Raw genomic sequence first — 18,950 nt, 5'->3', positions numbered from 1 at the left:
GCTCCCGCGGCGTTCACCACGGCACGGTCCGGCCGAAGCGATCCAGATATGCGAGCCCGGGCATTCCCCGCCTCGACAGCAGGACGTCCACCACCTGCGGGACGGCCTCCTCGATGGTGAACGGCGCATCCGGCCCGCCTAGGGCGGTGCGGATCCAGCCGGGCGCCATGAGGACGAATGCGCGCCGAGTCCCGGACTGCCGTGCCGAGAAGCTGCGCATCAACATGTTCAAGGCCGCTTTGCTGCCCCGGTAGACCTCGCGCAATCCGGTCGCATTGTTCGTGATGCTCCCCTGCCCGGAGGACATCGCCCCGATGAGCCCGGTCGGGGGCACGAGGTCTTCCAGGGTTTCGATGACGCGCATGGGGCTGAGCGCGTTGGTGACCATCACCTCCACGAAATCGGCGGTCGGAACCGCACCGATCGGCGTCTGCTCATGGCCGGCGGTCCCCGCGTTGACGAAAAGCACGTCGAGTTCTCGCTGGGCGAGACGTTCGTGCAGGGGTGCCAGCTGGGCGGGTTCGTTGATATCGAGATGCTCGACCGATACGCGCCCGTCGGCGCGGTCGGCGAGATCGTGCAAGGGCGTTCGTGTTGCCGGGTTTCGGACCGTGCCGATGACGTTCCACCCTCTGTCGAGGAATTCGGCCGCCATCGCGTGCCCGAGACCGCGCGACGCCCCGACGATGAGGGCGGTCGGCGCGTGCCGGTCCGCGTCAGTCGATGACACTCCGCGTCATCTCCTTACGTCGTCATGTCGCATGGTGAGCTGATGCGCGTCGAGTCTTTCCGGCACGCCGCCGTCAGGGCACGTCCCGAGGGCAGATATGTACGATCGCCCACGTGACAGGAGCATCCATGGCTGAATCAACCGCTCTCCAGCCCGACGATGTGCGTCTCATCCGTGCGCTCCAGGTCGCCCCGCGAGCCTCGTTCGCCTCGATCGCGGCCGCGCTCGGCCTCACCGAGGGCGCTGTCAGCCGCCGCTATCGCCGACTGCGCGCCGACGGCGTCATCCGCGTCACCGGCGTCGTCGATCCCGGGGCGCTGGGAGAGAGCAAGTGGCTGGTGCGGCTGCGCTGCCACCCCGGCAGCGTGACGGCGATCGCCGACGCGCTCGCGAAGCGCGACGACGTCAGCTGGGTCGCCCTCACCGCCGCGGGCTCCGAAATCACCTGCGCGGTCCGGTCGCGCACCCGGGAACAGCGTGAAGACCTCCTCGGTCAGCGACTTCCGCGCACCGCGGCGGTGCTCGACATCAATGCGTCCGCGATGCTCCGCCAATTCGTCGGGGGCCGTGGCCATTACTGGGCCGCGTTGCGCGGCGCGCTGACTCCCCAGCAGGAATCGCTCCTCGGAAACGACGGCCCCCCTTTCACGGAATCCCCGGTCATCACCCGCGATCCCGTGCGCCTCACCCCCGGGGACGAGAAGATGCTCGACCTTCTCGCCGCGGACGGCCGCGCCAGCCTGGTCGATCTCGCCGCGGCGGCCGACCTCACGCCCGGGCGCGTCTCACGCCGCCTGCACGCTCTGCTCCTGCGCCGCGTCTTCCATATCGATGTCGAAATCGTCGCAGCGGCACTGGGCTTTCACGCCCGGGCGAACCTCTGGCTCCTCGTCCATCCGTCGGCCGTCAAGAGCGTCGGCCGCACCCTCGCGCAGGAACCCGAAATCGCCTTCGCCGCGGCCGTTTCCGGGACCCACAACATCCACGCCGTCGCGCACTGCCGGGATCTGGACGAACTCTTCGAATTCACCACGGACCGCATCGGGGCCCTGCCCGGACTCCAGAGCATGGAGGTCTCTCCCTTGCTCCAGCAGATCAAGCAGGTGGGCACGCTCCTGTCCGGCGACCGTCTCGTCGAGCCGCGAAGCCCTCGCGTACGCCGCTGAAGACGCACCCCTAGGTGCGCACCCCTTCCCGCTGGTGATCCGCCGTGCCCGCCGCCGCTATCCGCTCCAAGGCTGCGTCCCGGCCGCACGCGTACGCGCCCAGCGCCGTCTGCCGTTCCACGATGCCGCGCTCCGACCGCATCAGCCGCCACCCCCGCCGCACCAGATACGCCGCCGACTTGCGCCCCTCCCGCAGATCGCGCAGCAGCCGCCGCCGGAACGTGGTCGAGGGCCGCCCCCGCAGACAGATCGCGTCCGCCAGCAACCCCAATGCCCGGCACCGGTCGATGATGTCGGCCGCGAAGATCCCCTCCGCCACGAACAGTGGCCCCCGCCCGATGTCCATCGACTCCTGGCCCACCCGGGAGCTGGACGCGATGTCGTACACCGGCACGGTCGTCCGCCCCGTACGGCACAACGCCTCGACCGCCCCCACCGCCGCATCCGCGTCCCACGACAACGGCGAGTCCCAGTCCGCCCCTCCACCCCCGGCGAGCTGCGGGAGCGTCGGATCGTCGCCCTCCTTGTAGAAGTCGTCGAGGTTCAGCACGGGCAGCCCGGTGCGGGCCGCGAGGGACGACTTTCCCGAACCGGAGGGCCCGGTGAGCAGGACGACGCGCGCGAAGGCGGAAGGAGAGGTCACGGAACACCAGTGTGAACCATTCCCCACCCCCGCATGAACCCTTGGGAGCGCTGCGGCCATCCCTCGGCAGGCAGTCAGACGGTTGCCTGCTCTCCCTGGCGTGGCCATGACCTGGCCCAGGTGCCGAAAGCGCTCGGTGACGCGTGACGCCGACGCGTCCTCGAAGGCGCTCACCTGGTGAGCACAGTGCTGGTGGGCACAGGCGAAGGCGTCATGGAGTCCGACTGGCGGCCCGGATCACCCGTCACTCGCCGATTCGCCGACGCGGACGCCCCGTTCATGCCACCCCGAAATGGCGCGACACCTGATCGTCCTCGCCACCATCACCTGCCTCTATCTCTGCCGCACACTAGCGGCCCGATACTCCAGCAGGTCAACGCACGCATGGAGGCCAGGCTGCGGCGGGCCGACGCGCTCGCGGATCACTACGATGGCCTGCACGTGGCGACCATCGGCAACCAGACCGTCCACCTTGCGCGTGCCTCGGCCGACAGCCTGTTCCACAGCGAATCATCCACGCATACATTGAACCTGCTGACCAGCCATAGCCCCTTGGTAGCACCCCGATTCAGGGCCCCTGGGCATCCGCTGGGGAGTCAGGGGGACTCGTCGCAGAGTCTTGTCCCGAAGCTTCGGCATTGTTCGGGAGCGGCTCCGACCTTCGATATTCGATCATCGCCTGAATTCTCTTTTCCGGGTCAGGAAGTTGGTTAACGGTCTGGATAAAGGAATATTGGAATGCTCGATCGGCCCTGTCGCGTGCCCATGCCCGGGCCTGGGCAACGACTGGCGGCACCAGGACGATGAAGGCGACTCCCAGCAGCACGGCCCACCAGGGTGCTCCTGACAGCAGGGCGGACAGCCCCGCTCCTCCGGCGGCGAGCGAGGGGAGGGAAGTCAGGTTCATGCGCACGGCCGTGCCTTTCCGGCAGGGGGCAGCGCAGGCGCCCCCTGTCCTGACGTGCCGGCCGTAGCCGGAGAACGAGGGGGCTGGGGGATCTGCCTGGGACCAGACGGTGGGTGTCGGGGAGCTGCGGTTCCTGGTCAAGTGCCTGTGCGAGGCCCTGCGGGATGCGCTACGGGTCGCCGAGAGCCGGGGCGGACGGCTGGGGGTGGGGGAATGAGTGAGGTTGCTCCCATACCGGGGCGCGGTCTGCGGCGTGGCCGGGACGGGCGCCTTGAGCTGCCGCTTCGGGGCGTCCGGCCTGGGCAGGCCACTCCCGCCACGCTGGTGCTGACGACGCTGGAGGCGGAGCAACTGCACGCGGCGCTTTGCTACGCGCTTGACGGTGAGCCGGTGCCCGGGGATGTGCCGGGGTGCCGGGCGGCGGTTCGCTATCCCGGTGGTCGGGAGCGTTATTGAAACGAGCCTCCTCGCCCGCGAGTGTGCGGGCGAGGGGGTCGGGGGCCAAGGTCCCCTTGGAAGCGCCCCGGCCGCGCAGGCCGTTGCGTACAGTCCCTCCATGCCCGAGTTAGAGCTGCTCCGCCCGGACCACGCGCCCGCGCTCCTCGCGTTCGAGCGGGAGAACCGCGCCTACTTCGCCGCGTCCATCCCCGACCGGGGCGACGACTACTTCCACCGCTTCGACGAGCGCCACCGCGCCCTGCTCGCCGAGCAGGAGGAGGGTCTCTGCTACTTCCACCTGCTGGTCGGCACGGAAGGCGAGGTGCTGGGGCGGGTCAACCTCGTGGACGTGGCGGACGGTTGCGCCGAACTCGGCTACCGGATCGCCGAGCGCGCCGCGGGCCGGGGGCTGGCCACCGGGGCCGTGCGGGCGATGTGCGACCTCGCTGCCGACAGCTACGGGCTGACCGCTCTGCGGGCCGCGACCACCCTCGACAACGCGGCATCACGGACTGTGCTCGCCCGCACCGGGTTCACTGTCGTCGGTGAGACGGAACTCGACGGTCGTCCTGGTCTGTCGTATCGGCGGGATGTGCGCCCATGAAGGGGCCAGCAGACCCGGTGGCTCAGGCGCTGCGGCTGGTCACGAGCCGCTGTCCGGACGCCCTGGGCGCGATCCTCGGTGGTTCGGCCGCCCAGGGCCGCGCGACTCCGGCCAGCGATCTGGACGTGGCGGTCCTGCTCCCGGACTCGGACACCAGCCGCCGCGAGGTCGTACGCCACGACGGCCGCCTGGCCGAGCTGTTCCTGCACACCCTCGCGGATCTTCCGGAGATCTTCGAAGGGGACAGAGCCCGCCGCCGGGGCACGGTCCTCTTCATCTATGACCAGGGCCTCCCCCTGATGGACCCCCACGGCCACCTGTCCCATGCCCGCGCCCAGGCGCGAGCCGCCCTCGCGGCCGGGCCACCACCGCTCACCCCGACCGAGCGGGAACGAGGCCGCTACCTCCTCACCTGTTTCATGGACGACCTGCTCGACACCCCATCGGCCGACAGATACGAACAGCTCTCCCTCGCCGACGCCACCCTGCGCGAGGCCGCGCACCTGCTCACCGACCACCACACCGCCTGGACGGGCATCGGCAAATGGCTCCCCCGCAGACTGCTCGGCGCCGACCCGGCGCGGGGCGGCGCCCTGCTGGACGGCCACCGAACCGTGGCCGAAGACGGCGATCCCGCCCCCTTGGCGGCCGCGGCCGAGCAGGTGCTCGCCCTGCTCGGCGGCCCACTGCGCGAGGGCTACACGGAACGAAGTCGGCCTCCTCGCCCCTGAGCGCGCGGGTCTGCCTTCGGAAGGATCACTGGACCCCTCTTGCGGGTTCTATGCCATACCTCATAAGTTACCGACAGGTAGCTCGGAGGGTGGTGAGCGGTGAGTCCGCGCAGGAGTGACAGCCGTGACCGGATGGTGCTCAGTGCCGCCGCCCTGCTGCGCGAGTACGGCGCGAGCGCGACCAGTATCGACCGGGTGCTTGCCCACAGCGGGGCCCCGCGGGGCTCGGTGTATCACCACTTTCCTGGCGGGCGGACGCAGCTCATCGACGAGGCGGTGGCGCTGGCGGGCGACGTCATCGCGGGGCTGATCGACGCCGCCACGCGGGCCGACGATCCGGTGCGGGCCGTCGACGCGTTCTTCGCGTTGTGGCGCGACCGGCTGGTGGAGAGCGGCTTCCGGGCGGGCTGCCCGATCGTGGCGGTGGCCGTCGAGACCAACGACGACGCACCGCAGTTGGCCCGCTCCGCCGCCACCGTCTTCGCCCGCTGGCAGCAGGCCCTCGCCGAACTGCTCGTCCGGCACGGCCTGACCGAGGAACGCGGCCGAAGGCTCGGCGCCTTCATCATCGCGGCGGTCGAAGGCGCGGTGATCATGTGCCGGGCTGAACGGAGCACCGCTCCGCTGGAGGCTGCCGCCGCCGAGATCCACGACCTGCTGCTCAACGCCCTGCACCAACGGCCTGAGGCCGAATCCCGGCCCTGAAGGAGTCGTCATGCCCTCGCTCGACCGCCAGGAAAACGTCTTCGTCCTCGATCTGGGAGACGGCGAGAACCGCTTCCACCCCGACTGGCTCGCCGCCGTCAATACCGCCCTCGACGAGGTGGAGAAGGCGGAAGGACCCCGCGCCCTGGTCACCGCCGCCACGGGCAAGTTCTACTCCAACGGGCTCGACCTGGACTGGCTGTTCGCCCACCCCGACCAGCACCAGGACTACGTCGTCTCCGTCCACGAGCTGTTCGCGCGGATGCTGTCGTTGCCGGTCATCACGGTGGCCGCGCTCCAGGGTCACACGTTCGCCGCGGGCGCGATGTTCTCCCTGGCCCACGACTTCCGCGTCATGCGCGCCGACCGCGGCTACTGGTGCCTGCCCGAAGCGGACATCAACATCCCCTTCACTCCCGGCATGTCCGCCCTCATCCAGTCCCGGCTGACACCGCAGACCGCGCACGAGGCCATGGTCACCGCCCGCCGCTACGGCGGGTCCGACGCCGCGGCCGTCGGCATCGTCGACCAGGCGGTCGCCGAGGACGCCGTGCGCTCCACCGCCATCGCCATCGCCCATGCCCAGGTGAACAAGACCGGCGAGACCCTCGGCACCATCAAGTCCCGTATGTACGCCCCGGCCCTGGCCACCCTGCGCGACACCACCAACCCGCTCGGCTGACCAGCACCGCACCACCGATGCCCGCGCCCCCGGCACCACCAAGGAGAACGACCATGACCACCACCGACCTCGCAGCCATGACCGGCCTGGAACTGATGCGCTGGGTGCAGACCGAACGCCCCACCGACATCCCCTCCATCGGCCGCCTGCTCGGCATGCGCTTCGACGAGGTCGAGCACGGCCGCATCGTCATCTCCCTCGACACCCGCCCCGACTTCGCCAACCCCCTCGGCACGGTCCACGGCGGCATCGCCGCCACCCTCCTCGACTCCGCCATGGCCTGCGCCGTCCACACCACCCTCCCCGCCGGCACGAGCTACACGACCCTCGAACTCAAGGTCAACTACATCCGCGCCGCCCGCACGGACGGACAGACCCTCACCGCCGAGGGCACCGTCATCCACGCGGGCCGCCGCACCGCGACCGCCGAGGGCAAGGTGCTGGACGACCAGGGCAACCTGATCGCCCACGCCACCACCACGTGCATGATCCTTTAGAGGCCGGGGTGCTCAGACGCCCATGGGGTGCCAGACCGTTTTCGTTTCCAGGAAGGAGAGGAGGCGGTCGGTGCCGGGGTCGGCGGTCCAGTCCACAGGGTGTGGACGGACCACGCGCTTGAGGTTGTCGGCGGCGGCCCGCTCCAGGTCGGTCGCCAGCTCCTGGTCCGCGCCCGCCAGGTCGATCGCGTTGACGTCCTGGTGGGCGGCGAGCGGGGTGGCGAGTTCGGGGGTGCGGCCCGAGAGGATGTTGACCACGCCGCCCGGGAGGTCCGAGGTGGCCAGGACCTCGGCCAGGGAGAGGGCGGGGAGGGGCGCGCCCTCGGCGGCCACGACGACCGCCGTGTTGCCGGTGACGATCGCCGGGGCGAGGACCGAGATCAGGCCGAGGAACGAGGAGTCCTGGGGGGCGAGGAGCGCGACGACGCCCGTCGGTTCGGGGGTGGAGAGGTTGAAGTACGGCCCGGCGACGGGATTGGCGGAGCCCGCGATCTGGGCGACCTTGTCGGACCAGCCCGCGTACCAGACCCAGCGGTCGATCGCCGCGTCGACGGCGGCGGTGGCCTTGGACTTGGACAGGCCCTCTGCGGCCGCGACCTCGGCCGCGAACTGGTCGCGGCGGCCCTCCAGCATCTCGGCGATGCGGTACAGGATCTGGCCGCGGTTGTAGGCGGTGGCGCCGGACCAGCCGCCGAACGCCTTGCGCGCGGCGACCACCGCGCCGCGGGCGTCCTTGCGGGAGGCCAGGGGGGCGTTGGCCAGCCAGCGGCCCTTTGTGTCGGTCACCTCGTACACCCGTCCGCTCTCGGAGCGCGGGAACTTGCCGCCTACGAAGAGCTTGTAGGTCTTGAGCACGGAGAGTCGTTCAGACATTGAGGTATGCCTCCAGGCCGTGGCGGCCGCCCTCGCGGCCGTAACCCGACTCCTTGTAGCCGCCGAACGGCGAGGCGGGGTCGAACTTGTTGAACGTGTTGGACCAGATCACCCCGGCGCGCAGCTTGCTCGCCATGTCCAGGATGCGCGAGCCCTTCTCCGTCCAGATGCCCGCCGACAGGCCGTACGGGGTGTTGTTCGCCTTGGCGACGGCCTCGTCGGGGGTGCGGAAGGTCAACACGGACAGGACCGGGCCGAAGATCTCCTCGCGGGCGATCCGGTGGGCCTGGGTGACGCCGGTGAAGAGGGTGGGCGCGAACCAGTAGCCGGAGCTGGGCAGTTCGCACTCCGGGGCCCAGCGCTCGGCGCCCTCGGCCTCGCCCGCGTCGGCCAGGGCGCGGATGCGGGCCAGCTGCTCGGCGGAGTTGATCGCGCCGATGTCGGTGTTCTTGTCCAGCGGGTCGCCGACGCGCAGGGTTCGCATACGGCGCTTGAGCGCGTCGAGGAGCTCGTCCTGGACGGACTCCTGGACCAGCAGGCGGGAGCCCGCGCAGCAGACGTGGCCCTGGTTGAAGAAGATGCCGCTGATGATGCCCTCGACCGCCTGGTCGATCGGCGCGTCGTCGAAGACGATGTTCGCGGCCTTGCCGCCCAGCTCCAGGGTGACCTTCTTCTTCGTACCGGCCACCGTGCGGGCGATCGCCTTGCCGACCTCGGTCGACCCCGTGAAGGCCACCTTGTCGATGCCGGGGTGGGCGACCAGCTCGGCGCCGGTCGAGCCGTCGCCGGTGACGATGTTGACCACGCCCTTGGGCAGGCCCGCCTGGCGGCAGATGTCCGCGAAGAAGAGGGCGCTGAGCGGCGTCGTCTCGGCGGGCTTCAGCACGACCGTGTTGCCGCAGGCCAGCGCCGGGGCGATCTTCCACGCCAGCATCAGGAGGGGGAAGTTCCAGGGGATGACCTGGCCCGCCACGCCCAGCGGCTTCGGATCCGCCCCGTAGCCTGCGTACGCGAGCTTGTCGGCCCAGCCCGCGTAGTAGAAGAAGTGCGCGGCGACCAGCGGCAGGTCGGCGTCCCGCGACTCGCGGATCGGCTTGCCGTTGTCCAGCGACTCCAGGACCGCCAGCTCCCGCGAGCGCTCCTGGATGATCCGCGCGATGCGGAACAGGTACTTGGCGCGCTCGGCGCCGGGCAGCGCCGACCAGGACTCGAACGCCTTACGGGCGGCCTTCACCGCGCGGTCCACGTCCTCGGCGTTGGCCTGGGCGACCTCGGAGAGGACCTCCTCGGAGGAGGGGGAGAGGGTCTTGAAGACCTTGCCGTCGCCCGCCTCGCGGAACTCGCCGTCGATGAACAGCCCGTACGACGGGGCGATGTCGACGACCGCGCGGGACTCGGGAGCGGGGGCGTACTCGAAAACGGGCATGGCGTATCAGTCCACCGTCACGTAGTCGGGACCGGAGTACCGGCCGGTGCTCAGCTTCTGGCGCTGCATCAGCAGGTCGTTCAGCAGACTCGACGCGCCGAAGCGGAACCAGTCCGCGGTCAGCCACTCCTCGCCCAGCGTCTCGTTGACCATCACCAGGTACTTGATCGCGTCCTTCGACGTACGGATGCCACCCGCGGGCTTCACCCCCACCTGCACCCCGGTCGCGGCCCGGAAGTCGCGGACCGCCTCCAGGAGGACCAGGGTGACCGGCGGGGTGGCGTTGACGGACACCTTGCCGGTGGAGGTCTTGATGAAGTCGGCGCCCGCGAGCATCGCCAGCCAGGACGCGCGGCGCACGTTGTCGTACGTCTGGAGCTCGCCGGTCTCGAAGATGACCTTCAGATGCGCGGCGCTCCCGTCCTGGCGGACGCACGCCTCCTTCACCTGCCGGATCTCCTCGAAGACCTCCAGGTAGCGGCCGGAGAGGAAGGCCCCGCGGTCGATCACCATGTCGATCTCGTCGGCGCCCGCGGCCACCGCATCCCGGGTGTCGGCCAGCTTCACCGGCAGCGCCGCCCGGCCGGACGGGAACGCCGTCGCCACGGCCGCCACCTGAATACCGCTGCCCCGGAGGGCCTCCTTCGCGGTCGCCACCATGTCGCCGTAGACGCAGATCGCCGCGACCTCGGGGACGGTGCGGTCGGTCGGGTCGGGGTTGATCCCCTTCGCGCACAGCGCCCGGACCTTGCCCGGGGTGTCCGCGCCCTCCAGGGTCGTCAGGTCGATCATCGAGATCGCCAGGTCGATGGCGTACGCCTTCGCCGTCGTCTTGATCGAGCGGGTGCCGAGGGTCGCGGCACGGGCCTGGAGGCCAACCGCGTCGACGCCCGGCAGGCCGTGCAGGAAGCGGCGCAGCGCGCTGTCGGTGGCGGTCACGTCCGCCATCGACGCCAGTCGCTCCGCGGCCTCTTTGCCGTATGCGGGAACTGTGGTGGGCATGGTCACCACCTGAGCATATCTACGCGCGTAGCGGTATGCCACCCCCCGGCCGTGATCGGCCCCGGCCCCCGCCCGATCACGATCCGTACTCGTTCCGTGTTGATCCCGAGGCCCAACGCCCCGGACCGTGGGGCACAATCGGCCCCATGACGAGCCCGGACGACCCCGCCCCCGCCCCGCAGCCCGACGGGGAGCCCCACGCGGAGCCTCACGGGGAGCCCCATGGGGAGCCCACCCCGTACGCCGACCGCGTCTACCGCTCCCCGGGCGGCATCGTGGGCGGCGTGCTGCTGCTCGGACTCGGCGGCTGGCTCGGCATCGACGCCATCCTGCGCGGCGAGGGCCGGACGCCGTGGCTGGCCCTCGCCGGGCTGCTGTTCGCGGTGCCGGTGGTGATCGCCTTCACCGTGCGCCCGGCGGTGTACGCGGGCGCGGACCGGCTCCTCGTACGCAACCCCTTCCGCACCATCACCCTCCCCTGGGCCTCCGTCGACACCCTGCGCGCCAGCTACACCAGCGAAGTGCTGGCGGGCGGCGCGACGTACCAGCTGTGGGCCGTCCCCGTCTCGCTGCGCCAGCGCAAGCGCGCCGCCCGCCAGCAGAACCGCGACGCGGCGTCGCCGACGTCACTCGGTCGTACGCCCGGCCCGGGCGCGACGGCGGACCGCCGCGCCCAGGCCGACCAGACCATGGACGACCTGCGCGAACTGGCCGAGTCCAACGCGGGCCGCGACGGCGCGCAGGGCGAGCCCGAGGTGCGCTGGGCGTTCGAGGTCATCGCGCCGACGCTGGCCGGGGCGGTGCTGCTGGTGATCATGCTGCTGATCTGAGGGCGGCGGTCAGATCCCGGCCGCCGTCGAGAGGTCCTTCTTCAGAGCCGCCAGAACCGTGTCCGCCGTGGCGCGGGCCCGGGGCAGGTCCGCGGCCGCGGGCACGTCCACCACCACCTCCAGGTAGCACTTCAGCTTGGGCTCCGTGCCGCTCGGGCGCACGATCACCCGCGCCGAGCGGACCGTGTCCTTCCCGGCGAGCTGATAGCGCAGGCCGTCCGTCGGGGGCAGGGCGTCCGAGCCCTGGGTCAGGTCCTCGGCCGAGCCGACATCCAGGCCCGCCAGTTCGGCCGGGGGCCGCTCGCGCAGCCGCCGCATCGCCGCCGCGATCAGGGACAGATCCTCGACCCGTACGGACAACTGGTCCGTGGCGTGCAGACCGTGCGCGACGGCGATGTCGTCCAGCAGGTCGGTGAGGGTACGCCCCTGCCCCTTCAGCTCCGACGCCAGCTCCGCCACCAGCAGCGCGGCCGTGATCCCGTCCTTGTCGCGCACCCCCTCCGGGTCCACGCAGTAGCCCAGCGCCTCCTCGTACGCGTAACGCAGACCGTCCACCCGGGCCAGCCACTTGAAGCCCGTCAGCGTCTCCGCGTATGCCAAGCCCGCGTCGGCCGCGATGCGGGACAGCAGCGACGAGGAGACGATCGTCGTCGCGACGGTGCCGCGGGCGCGCTTGTGCACGAGGTGGGTGGCGAGCAGCGCGCCGACCTCGTCGCCGCGCAGCATCCGCCAGCCGGTGCCGGTGTCCGTGCCGGTCCCGGTTGTGGGCACCGCCACCGCGCAGCGGTCCGCGTCCGGGTCGTTCGCGATGACGATGTCGGGCGCCGCCTCGCGGGCCGTCGCGAACGCCAGGTCCATCGCCCCCGGCTCCTCCGGGTTCGGGAACGCCACCGTCGGGAACGCCGGGTCCGGATCCGCCTGCTCGGGAACCACCGTGGGCGCCGGGAAGCCCGCGCGCGCGAACGCGGCCGTCAGCGTTTCCCGGCCCACGCCGTGCAGGGGCGTGTAGACGACGCGGGCGTCCCGCGGGGAGCCGGGCGTCAGGACGGCGTCCGTGCGGGCCAGGTACGCGTCGAGGACGCCGTCGTCCAGCGTCTCCCAGCCGGTGTCCGGGCGCGGTACGTCGTTCAGGCTGCCGACCGCCGCGATCTCGGCCGCGATCCCCGCGTCGGCGGGCGGAACGATCTGCGAGCCGTCGCCCAGGTACACCTTGTAGCCGTTGTCGCGCGGCGGATTGTGGCTCGCCGTCACCTCGATCCCCGCGACGGCCCCCAGATGGCGGATGGCGAACGCCAGCACCGGCGTCGGCAGCGGCCGGGGCAGCAGCGCCGCGCGGAAACCGGCGCCGGTCATGACGGCGGCCGTGTCGCGGGCGAAGTCCGCGCTCTTGTAGCGGGCGTCGTACCCGATGACGACGAGGCCGGAGGCGTGCCGCGGCTGCTTCGCGAGGTACGAGGCCAGACCGGCGGCGGCGCGGATGACGACGGCGCGGTTCATCCGCATGGGGCCGGCGCCCAGTTCGCCGCGGAGGCCCGCGGTGCCGAACTGAAGCGTGCCGGAGAAACGCTCGGCAAGCGCGCGCCCCGCCTCGGGGTCGCCCCCCTGGGCCGCGTCGAGGAGGGCGCGCAACTCGTCCCGGGTGTCGGGGTCGGGGTCCTCGGCCAGCCAGGTGCGGGCCTGGTCGATGAGGTCGGGCGCCATTGGGGGGCCTCCTGGGTGGGGGTGCGGTGTGTCGTTGTGCGGTGGCTGGTGTGGTGGCTTGGTGCCGGGTGCGGGTGCGGGTGCGGGTGCGTGGGTGGTGCGCCGGGGGTGCGGGGTGGGTGCCGGGTGCGGCGCCTCCGGGGCGGGGCCCTGGACCGTCTATTTACGGCGCCGCTGCCGTAGAACGTGGGGTGGGCCGGAAGTCCACGGCGCCACAAATACACGTGGTGTCCAGGACCCCACCCCTGCGACCCCGCCCCCTCCCGTCGAGTGGCGGCCACCGGCGGGTGGCCCCGGCCCCTGCCCGGTTCCGGTTCGCCCGGTGGGGCAGGTGCTCCCGCATCGTCGGCGGCCACCGGCGGGTGGCCCCGGCCCCTGCCCGGTTCCGGTTCGCCCGGTGGGGCAGGTGCTCCCGCATCGTCGGCGGCCACCGGCGGGTGGCCCCGGGCCCTGCCCGGTTCCGGTTCGCCCGGTGGGGGCGGCTCCGTCCCGCGCACGCCGTATTGCGCCCACCGGCCGGTGGCCCTGGGGTCTGGCCGGGTTCGGGTGGGGCGGCCCCATCCCGCGCCCGCAGTACGGCAGCTCTTGGCGAGTGGCCCCGGGCTCCGGCCCGGTTCCGATGCGTCCGGTGGCCCCGGGGTCCGCAGGTGCTGGGCGGGGGTGGGAACAGTCCGCTGCCCGCCGTTGGTGGCTTCCGGTTCTCCCGAGGGCGGGCGCAGGGCGGGACGGGGTGCGGCCTTCCTCTGTCGCTCGCGATGCCGTCTCCTCCTGTCGAATGGCGTCGGGTCGTCACCGGCCGGGAGACGGCGACGCGAAGAGGGCCCGGTGCGTGACCCCGGGCCACCGGGGTGCAGACGCCGACGATGCGCAGGGGCGGGGTCGCAGGGGTGGGGTCCTGGACACCACGTGTATTTGTGGCGCCGTGGACTCCCGGCCCACCCCACGTCTCCGAGCACCGGCGCCGTAAATAGACGGTCCAGGGCCCCGCCCCGGAGGCCCCGCACCGGCACCACCCACCGCACCGACCGCGCACCCGCCCACCGGGCGAAACACGGGGCCCGGGGCGGAGCCCCGGCGGGGGGTTTGGGGGCGGAGCCCCCAAGACCTCAGAGGCGGTCCAGCACCTGGGCCAGCAGCGTGCCCATCCGGGTGGCCGAGTCGCGGCCCGCCTGGAGGACTTCCTCGTGGTTGAGGGGTTCGCCCGTCATGCCCGCGGCGAGGTTGGTGACCAGGGAGATGCCCAGCACCTCGGCGCCCGCCTCGCGGGCGGCGATCGCCTCGAGGGTGGTGGACATGCCGACCAGGTCGGCCCCGATGGTGCGGGCCATGGTGATCTCGGCCGGGGTTTCGTAGTGGGGGCCGGGGAACTGGGCGTAGACGCCCTCTTCCAGGGTGGGGTCGATCTGCTGGCAGAGGGCCCGCAGCCGGGGGGAGTAGAGGTCGGTGAGGTCGACGAAGTTGGCGCCGACGATGGGGGAGGCGGCGGTGAGGTTGATGTGGTCGCGGATGAGGACCGCTTGGCCGGGGCGCATGCCGTCGCGGAGGCCGCCGCAGCCGTTGGTGAGGATGATGGTCTTGCAGCCGGCGGCGACGGCGGTGCGCACGCCGTGGGCGACGGCGGCGACGCCGCGGCCCTCGTAGTAGTGGGTGCGGCCGAGGAAGACGAGGACGCGCTTGTCGGCCAGCTTGTACGAGCGGATGGTGCCCGCGTGGCCCGCGACGGCGGGCGGCGGGAAGCCGGGCAGCTCGGTGACGGGGAACTCGTGCTCGGGGCTGCCGAGTGCGTCGGTGGCGGGGACCCAGCCGGAGCCCAGGACCAGGGCGACGTCGTGGGTCTCCGCGCCGGTCAGCTCGCGCAGGCGCGTGGCGGCGGCGTCGGCGGCGGCGTGGGGGTCGGCGGGGCCGCCTTGGCTGTCCCTAGTAACAGATGCGTTCACGCGCACGAGGGTAGCCCCTCCTGGCCTACGCGCGTAGACGGCCTCCGCGGGTGGTGTTCGGATCGTTGCGAACGGGGCGCGCTACGCGGGGGCGGCGAGGCGGTCGTAGGCCTGGGAGAACCGTTCCAGGGGGTCGCCGTCGGCGTTCCAGGGCCAGGGGGTCACCACGCCCGTGGTGGCGCGCAGGGCCGTCGTGGCTTCGCTCATGCGGCCGGACTTGACCAGGGCGTAGGCCAGGACGTTGAGGTCCGCGAGGGCGGCGGCGTGGCGGAGGAAGCCGGGCTGGGGCCAGTCCTGCGCGGCTTGGTCGAGGACGGAGGCGACCTGCTCGCGACGCCAGTGCTCCCCGGCGCTGATGGCCTCCATGCCGCCGGTGGCCATGGCGCGCTGGTGGCCGCGGACGATGGAGGTCAGCTCCAGGGCGGCGGCGGGGGCGTCGGCGGGCATGCGGCCGCGGACCGAGTCCAGCAGGTCGAGGAGCTGGACGGCGGAGCCGCACTCGTCGGGGGACAGATAGCCGAGGACCTGGAGGTAGGCCTCGCGGTTCCACGGGTCGCGGGCCATGACCTCCTGCCAGACGGCCGACAACTCGTGGTGGGGGCGCTGCTCGCGGCGCAGGGTGGCCAGGTGCACGACGTACGGGGTGGGGTCGGCGGGGACCAGCTCGGCGGCGAGGCGGCAGGCGTCGCGGGCGTCGCTCAGGTCGGACTGGGCCTGGAGCAGGTCCGACCAGGCGTGCAGCAGCAGGGCTCCCTGGTCGCGGGGGTGGTGACGCCGCCAGATCCCGGGCAGCGCCCGCCCCGCGGCGGCGGCGAGGACGGAGAGGCGGTGGGCCTTGCGGTCCCAGTCCTGACCGGCGTCCTCGACCACCCGGGAGACCTGGGCGATCACCGTGGTGTCGAGTTCGCCGCGGACCCAGCTCGTCTCGAGGCGTTGCCGGACCCGGCCGAGGGCGGTGTCGTCGAGTTCGGGGACCAGACGAGGACGGCTGCCCTTGCGGCGCCGGAAGACGGGCATATCGGTCGGCTTTCGGTGGTGGTGATCGAGAACAATCCGCATCCTCAACCGGGTTCCCCGGAGGTGAACAGGGGGACGGCCACATCGGCACGATGATTTCACCAGCCGCGCGCAAGCGGACGTCAGCAGGGCCGTTTACGCAGCTCCATGACGTAGTCGTGCGGCGCGCCCGCGGATTCGGCGGCGTCGGCGATCTCGCCGAGGTAGCGGGCGGAGGGCAGGCCGCCCTCGTAGCCGTTGAGGACGTACAGCCAGGCGGGTTCCTCGCCGTCCAGCGTGTGGACGCGGATCCGCATGCGGCGGTATATGTCCAGGCCGACGCCCTCCCAGCGGTCCATGGAGTCCTCGTCCATGGGGGCGATGTCGTAGAGGGCGACGAAGACCTGGGAGCGCGGGGCCTCGACGATGGTGGGAAGGGCGCCCTCCCAGCCCATCTGCTCCCCGCCGAAGGTCAGGCGCCAGCCGGTGATCCAGCCTGTGCCGCGCAGGGGTGAGTGCGGTGCGCGGCGGGACATCAGCCGCGCGTCGAGGTTGCCGGCGTACGCGGCGTAGAGCGACATGGATCAGAGGGTACGGGAGAGGGGTGGAAGCGCTCTTGGGGTGGCGGGTGCGTAGCGCGATGCGCACTCGAACCCCCGGGCGGAAGCCTAGCGTGTGGGTACGGGACAATGGAGCATGTGACTCGGATCGTGATCATTGGTGGCGGACCCGGCGGGTACGAGGCGGCGCTGGTCGCCGCGCAGCTCGGTGCGGAGGTGACCGTCGTCGACTGCGACGGTCTGGGCGGGGCGTCGGTGCTGACCGACTGCGTGCCGTCGAAGACGTTGATCGCCACGGCTGAGGTGATGACGACGTTCGACTCTTCGTACGAGGAGTTGGGGATCATCGTCGCCGATGACACCCCGCCGCTGGAGCAGGCGGCCCGGGTGGTGGGCGTGGACCTGGGCAAGGTCAACCGGCGGGTGAAGCGGCTGGCGCTCGCGCAGTCGCACGACATCACGGCCTCCGTCACGCGCGCCGGCGCGCGGGTGATGCGGGGGCGCGGACGGCTGGAGCCCGCGCAGGCGCCGGACGGATCGCGGAAGGTGATCGTCCGGGCGGCGGACGGCTCCGAGGAGACCCTGATCGCGGACGCGGTGCTGGTGTCGACCGGCGCGCATCCCCGGGAGATCCCGGACGCGCAGCCGGACGGCGAGCGCATCCTGAACTGGACGCAGGTGTACGACCTCGACGAGCTGCCCGAGGAACTGATCGTGGTCGGGTCCGGTGTCACGGGCGCCGAGTTCGCGGGCGCGTACCAGGCGCTGGGGTCCAAGGTCACGCTGGTCTCCAGCCGGGACCGGGTGCTGCCGGGCGAGGACCCGGACGCGGCGGCGGTGCTGGAGGACGTCTTCCGGCGGCGCGGGATGAACGTGATGTCCCGCTCGCGGGCCGCGGCGGTGAAGCGGGTGGGCGACCGGGTGGAGGTCACGCTCGCGGACGGGCGGGTCATCACCGGCAGCCACTGTCTGATGGCCGTGGGCTCGATCCCGAACACCGAGGACATGGGCCTGGAGGGGGCCGGGGTCCGGATGAAGGACTCCGGGCACATCCTGACCGACAAGGTGTCGCGCACCAGCGCGCCGGGCGTGTACGCGGCCGGTGACTGCACCGGCGTGTTCGCGCTGGCGTCGGTGGCCGCGATGCAGGGCCGGATCGCGATGTACCACTTCCTGGGGGACGCGGTGACGCCGCTGAACCTGAAGACGGTGTCGGCGAACGTCTTCACCGACCCCGAGATCGCCACGGTCGGCTACTCGCAGGCCGATGTGGACGGGGGGAAGATCGACGCCCGGGTGGTGAAGCTGCCGCTGCTGCGCAACCCGCGGGCGAAGATGCAGGGCATCCGGGACGGCTTCGTGAAGATCTTCTGCCGCCCGGGCACCGGCATCGTGGTCGGCGGTGTGGTGGTCGCGCCGCGCGCGAGCGAGCTGATCCATCCGATCGCGCTCGCTGTCGACAACAACCTGACGGTGGAGCAGATCGCCAAGGCGTTCACCGTGTACCCGTCGCTGTCCGGCTCGATCGCCGAGGTGGCACGGCAGTTGCACACCCGCAAGTCGTCCGAGGGATAGTCCGGATAAGTCCCCGGGGCGTGAGGTGCGCCCCTTATAGCAGCTTGCGCCCGCGCAGATGAACAACTTCTGCTAATTAGTGCAAGCTGCTGAAAACAGACAGTCGTTGGCGTTACTGTCAGTTTCGTGTTCGCTGCAGAACGTCGCCAATTGATCCTTGAAATGGTGCGTGCGAACGGAGCGGTGTCGCTCCGTGAGCTCGCCCGCGTCGTCCAGACCTCCGAAGTGACCGTACGGCGTGATGTGCGGGCGCTGGAGGCAGAAGGACTGCTCGACCGCCGGCACGGCGGTGCGGTGCTGCCGGGCGGATTCACCAGGGAGTCCGGCTTCCCGCAGAAATCCCATCTAGCGACCGCGGAGAAGACGGCGATCGCCGATCTCGCGGCCGGTTTCGTCGAAGAGGGCGAGGCCGTCGTGGTCGGCGCCGGTACGACCACGCAGGAGCTGGCCCGCCGGCTCGCGCGGGTCCCCGGGCTGACCGTGGTCACCAATTCCCTGCTCGTCGCGCAGGCGTTGGCGCATGCCAACCGGGTCGAGGTCGTGATGACCGGCGGCACCCTGCGCGGCTCCAACTACGCGCTGGTCGGCAGCGGCGCCGAGCAGTCCCTCCAGGGGCTGCGGGTCTCGCGCGCCTTCCTGTCCGGCAGCGGGCTGACCGCCGAGCGCGGGCTGTCCACGTCCAACATGCTGTCGGCCAGCGTCGACCGGGCGCTGGTCCAGGCCGCGGCGGAGGTCGTGGTGCTCGCCGACCACACCAAGCTGGGCACCGACACCATGTTCCAGACGGTGCCCACCGATGTGATCACGCGGCTGGTGACCGACGAGCCACCCGCCCAGGACGACCGCGCGCTGACCGAGCTGCAAGCCCTGGCCGATCAGGGCGTGCAGATCGCGGTGGCGGGGCCGGGCGCGGGGTCCGGCCCGGCCGGTGGCGAGGGCGGCGGCCC

Annotated in this window: 18 protein-coding genes; 9 read left to right on the top strand and 9 right to left on the bottom strand. The window is 71.7% G+C overall.

Going from position 1 to position 18,950, the window contains the following annotated elements:
* Window positions 1–13: 13 nt before the first annotated feature.
* Window positions 14–655 (bottom strand): SDR family oxidoreductase, encoded by a 642-nt coding sequence (locus tag EEJ42_RS13750; RefSeq protein WP_246096714.1) that lies wholly within the window; start codon window positions 653–655, stop codon window positions 14–16.
* 203 nt (window positions 656–858) lie between these two features.
* Between EEJ42_RS13750 and EEJ42_RS13745 the strand changes: the two genes are divergently transcribed.
* The gene (locus EEJ42_RS13745) at window positions 859–1,896 is read left to right on the top strand and encodes an Lrp/AsnC family transcriptional regulator (RefSeq protein ID WP_123100228.1); all 1,038 of its coding nucleotides are present in this window, start codon (window positions 859–861) and stop codon (window positions 1,894–1,896) included.
* A 10-nt stretch (window positions 1,897–1,906) separates the two neighbouring features.
* On the opposite strand, the gene EEJ42_RS13740 is transcribed toward EEJ42_RS13745, so the two are convergent.
* On the bottom strand, window positions 1,907–2,599 hold the full coding sequence (locus tag EEJ42_RS13740) for a uridine kinase family protein (protein WP_123100227.1): 693 nt from the start codon (window positions 2,597–2,599) through the stop codon (window positions 1,907–1,909).
* 1,403 nt (window positions 2,600–4,002) lie between these two features.
* Between EEJ42_RS13740 and EEJ42_RS13730 the strand changes: the two genes are divergently transcribed.
* The 5 genes from EEJ42_RS13730 to EEJ42_RS13710 all read left to right on the top strand — a co-directional run bounded on the left by EEJ42_RS13730 (window position 4,003) and on the right by EEJ42_RS13710 (window position 7,103).
* The gene (locus tag EEJ42_RS13730) at window positions 4,003–4,488 is read left to right on the top strand and encodes a GNAT family N-acetyltransferase (protein ID WP_123100225.1); all 486 of its coding nucleotides are present in this window, start codon (window positions 4,003–4,005) and stop codon (window positions 4,486–4,488) included.
* Complete coding sequence (locus EEJ42_RS13725) at window positions 4,485–5,219, top strand: nucleotidyltransferase domain-containing protein (RefSeq protein WP_123100224.1); 735 nt, start codon at window positions 4,485–4,487, stop codon at window positions 5,217–5,219. The genes EEJ42_RS13730 and EEJ42_RS13725 overlap by 4 nt, the downstream gene beginning before the upstream one ends.
* A 132-nt stretch (window positions 5,220–5,351) precedes the next feature.
* Complete coding sequence (locus EEJ42_RS13720; protein ID WP_123100223.1) at window positions 5,352–5,924, top strand: TetR/AcrR family transcriptional regulator; 573 nt, start codon at window positions 5,352–5,354, stop codon at window positions 5,922–5,924.
* Between the two features lie 10 nt (window positions 5,925–5,934).
* Complete coding sequence (locus tag EEJ42_RS13715; RefSeq protein ID WP_123100222.1) at window positions 5,935–6,606, top strand: enoyl-CoA hydratase-related protein; 672 nt, start codon at window positions 5,935–5,937, stop codon at window positions 6,604–6,606.
* A 53-nt stretch (window positions 6,607–6,659) separates the two neighbouring features.
* Complete coding sequence (locus EEJ42_RS13710) at window positions 6,660–7,103, top strand: PaaI family thioesterase (RefSeq protein ID WP_123100221.1); 444 nt, start codon at window positions 6,660–6,662, stop codon at window positions 7,101–7,103.
* 12 nt (window positions 7,104–7,115) lie between these two features.
* Here the strand turns inward: EEJ42_RS13710 and EEJ42_RS13705 are convergent, their stop codons facing one another.
* From EEJ42_RS13705 to deoC, 3 genes are read right to left on the bottom strand one after another with little or no spacing between them, the layout of a single operon-like run.
* Entirely contained in the window at window positions 7,116–7,976 is an 861-nt protein-coding gene (locus tag EEJ42_RS13705) for an aldehyde dehydrogenase family protein (RefSeq protein WP_123100220.1), read from the bottom strand.
* On the bottom strand, window positions 7,969–9,402 hold the full coding sequence (locus EEJ42_RS13700; protein ID WP_123100219.1) for an aldehyde dehydrogenase family protein: 1,434 nt from the start codon (window positions 9,400–9,402) through the stop codon (window positions 7,969–7,971). Before EEJ42_RS13700 ends, EEJ42_RS13705 begins: the two co-directional genes overlap by 8 nt.
* A gap of 6 nt (window positions 9,403–9,408) precedes the next feature.
* The gene (gene deoC / locus EEJ42_RS13695) at window positions 9,409–10,404 is read right to left on the bottom strand and encodes a deoxyribose-phosphate aldolase (protein WP_184503072.1); all 996 of its coding nucleotides are present in this window, start codon (window positions 10,402–10,404) and stop codon (window positions 9,409–9,411) included.
* A 146-nt stretch (window positions 10,405–10,550) separates the two neighbouring features.
* Here deoC and EEJ42_RS13690 point away from each other — a divergent pair, with 146 nt between their 5' ends.
* Window positions 10,551–11,234, top strand: coding sequence for a PH domain-containing protein (locus tag EEJ42_RS13690; RefSeq protein WP_184503071.1), 684 nt, complete (start codon window positions 10,551–10,553; stop codon window positions 11,232–11,234).
* Window positions 11,235–11,243: 9 nt separating this feature from the next.
* Here the strand turns inward: EEJ42_RS13690 and EEJ42_RS13685 are convergent, their stop codons facing one another.
* The 4 genes from EEJ42_RS13685 to EEJ42_RS13670 form a co-directional block, all read right to left on the bottom strand.
* Window positions 11,244–12,935, bottom strand: coding sequence for a phospho-sugar mutase (locus EEJ42_RS13685; protein ID WP_123100217.1), 1,692 nt, complete (start codon window positions 12,933–12,935; stop codon window positions 11,244–11,246).
* A gap of 1,106 nt (window positions 12,936–14,041) precedes the next feature.
* A complete protein-coding gene (locus tag EEJ42_RS13680; RefSeq protein ID WP_123100307.1) occupies window positions 14,042–14,872 on the bottom strand; it encodes a purine-nucleoside phosphorylase in 831 nt (276 codons plus the stop codon).
* An 81-nt stretch (window positions 14,873–14,953) separates the two neighbouring features.
* A complete protein-coding gene (locus EEJ42_RS13675) occupies window positions 14,954–15,931 on the bottom strand; it encodes a hypothetical protein (protein ID WP_246096641.1) in 978 nt (325 codons plus the stop codon).
* A gap of 80 nt (window positions 15,932–16,011) precedes the next feature.
* Window positions 16,012–16,449, bottom strand: a complete 438-nt coding sequence (locus EEJ42_RS13670) for a gamma-glutamylcyclotransferase family protein (RefSeq protein WP_123100215.1) — start codon at window positions 16,447–16,449, stop codon at window positions 16,012–16,014.
* Between the two features lie 108 nt (window positions 16,450–16,557).
* On the opposite strand from EEJ42_RS13670, the gene EEJ42_RS13665 reads away from it, so the two are divergent.
* Together EEJ42_RS13665 and EEJ42_RS13660 are read left to right on the top strand one after the other, a co-directional pair.
* On the top strand, window positions 16,558–18,003 hold the full coding sequence (locus tag EEJ42_RS13665) for an NAD(P)H-quinone dehydrogenase (RefSeq protein WP_123100214.1): 1,446 nt from the start codon (window positions 16,558–16,560) through the stop codon (window positions 18,001–18,003).
* 162 nt (window positions 18,004–18,165) lie between these two features.
* Window positions 18,166–18,950, top strand: a 785-nt coding sequence (locus EEJ42_RS13660) for a DeoR/GlpR family DNA-binding transcription regulator (RefSeq protein WP_246096608.1), incomplete at its 3' end; no start/stop codon positions are given.

Source organism: Streptomyces botrytidirepellens (genome assembly GCF_003721215.1).
GTDB lineage: Bacteria > Actinomycetota > Actinomycetes > Streptomycetales > Streptomycetaceae > Streptomyces > Streptomyces himastatinicus.
Note: the sequence above shows the minus strand (reverse complement) of the source record. Positions and strands in the feature narration are given on the sequence as shown.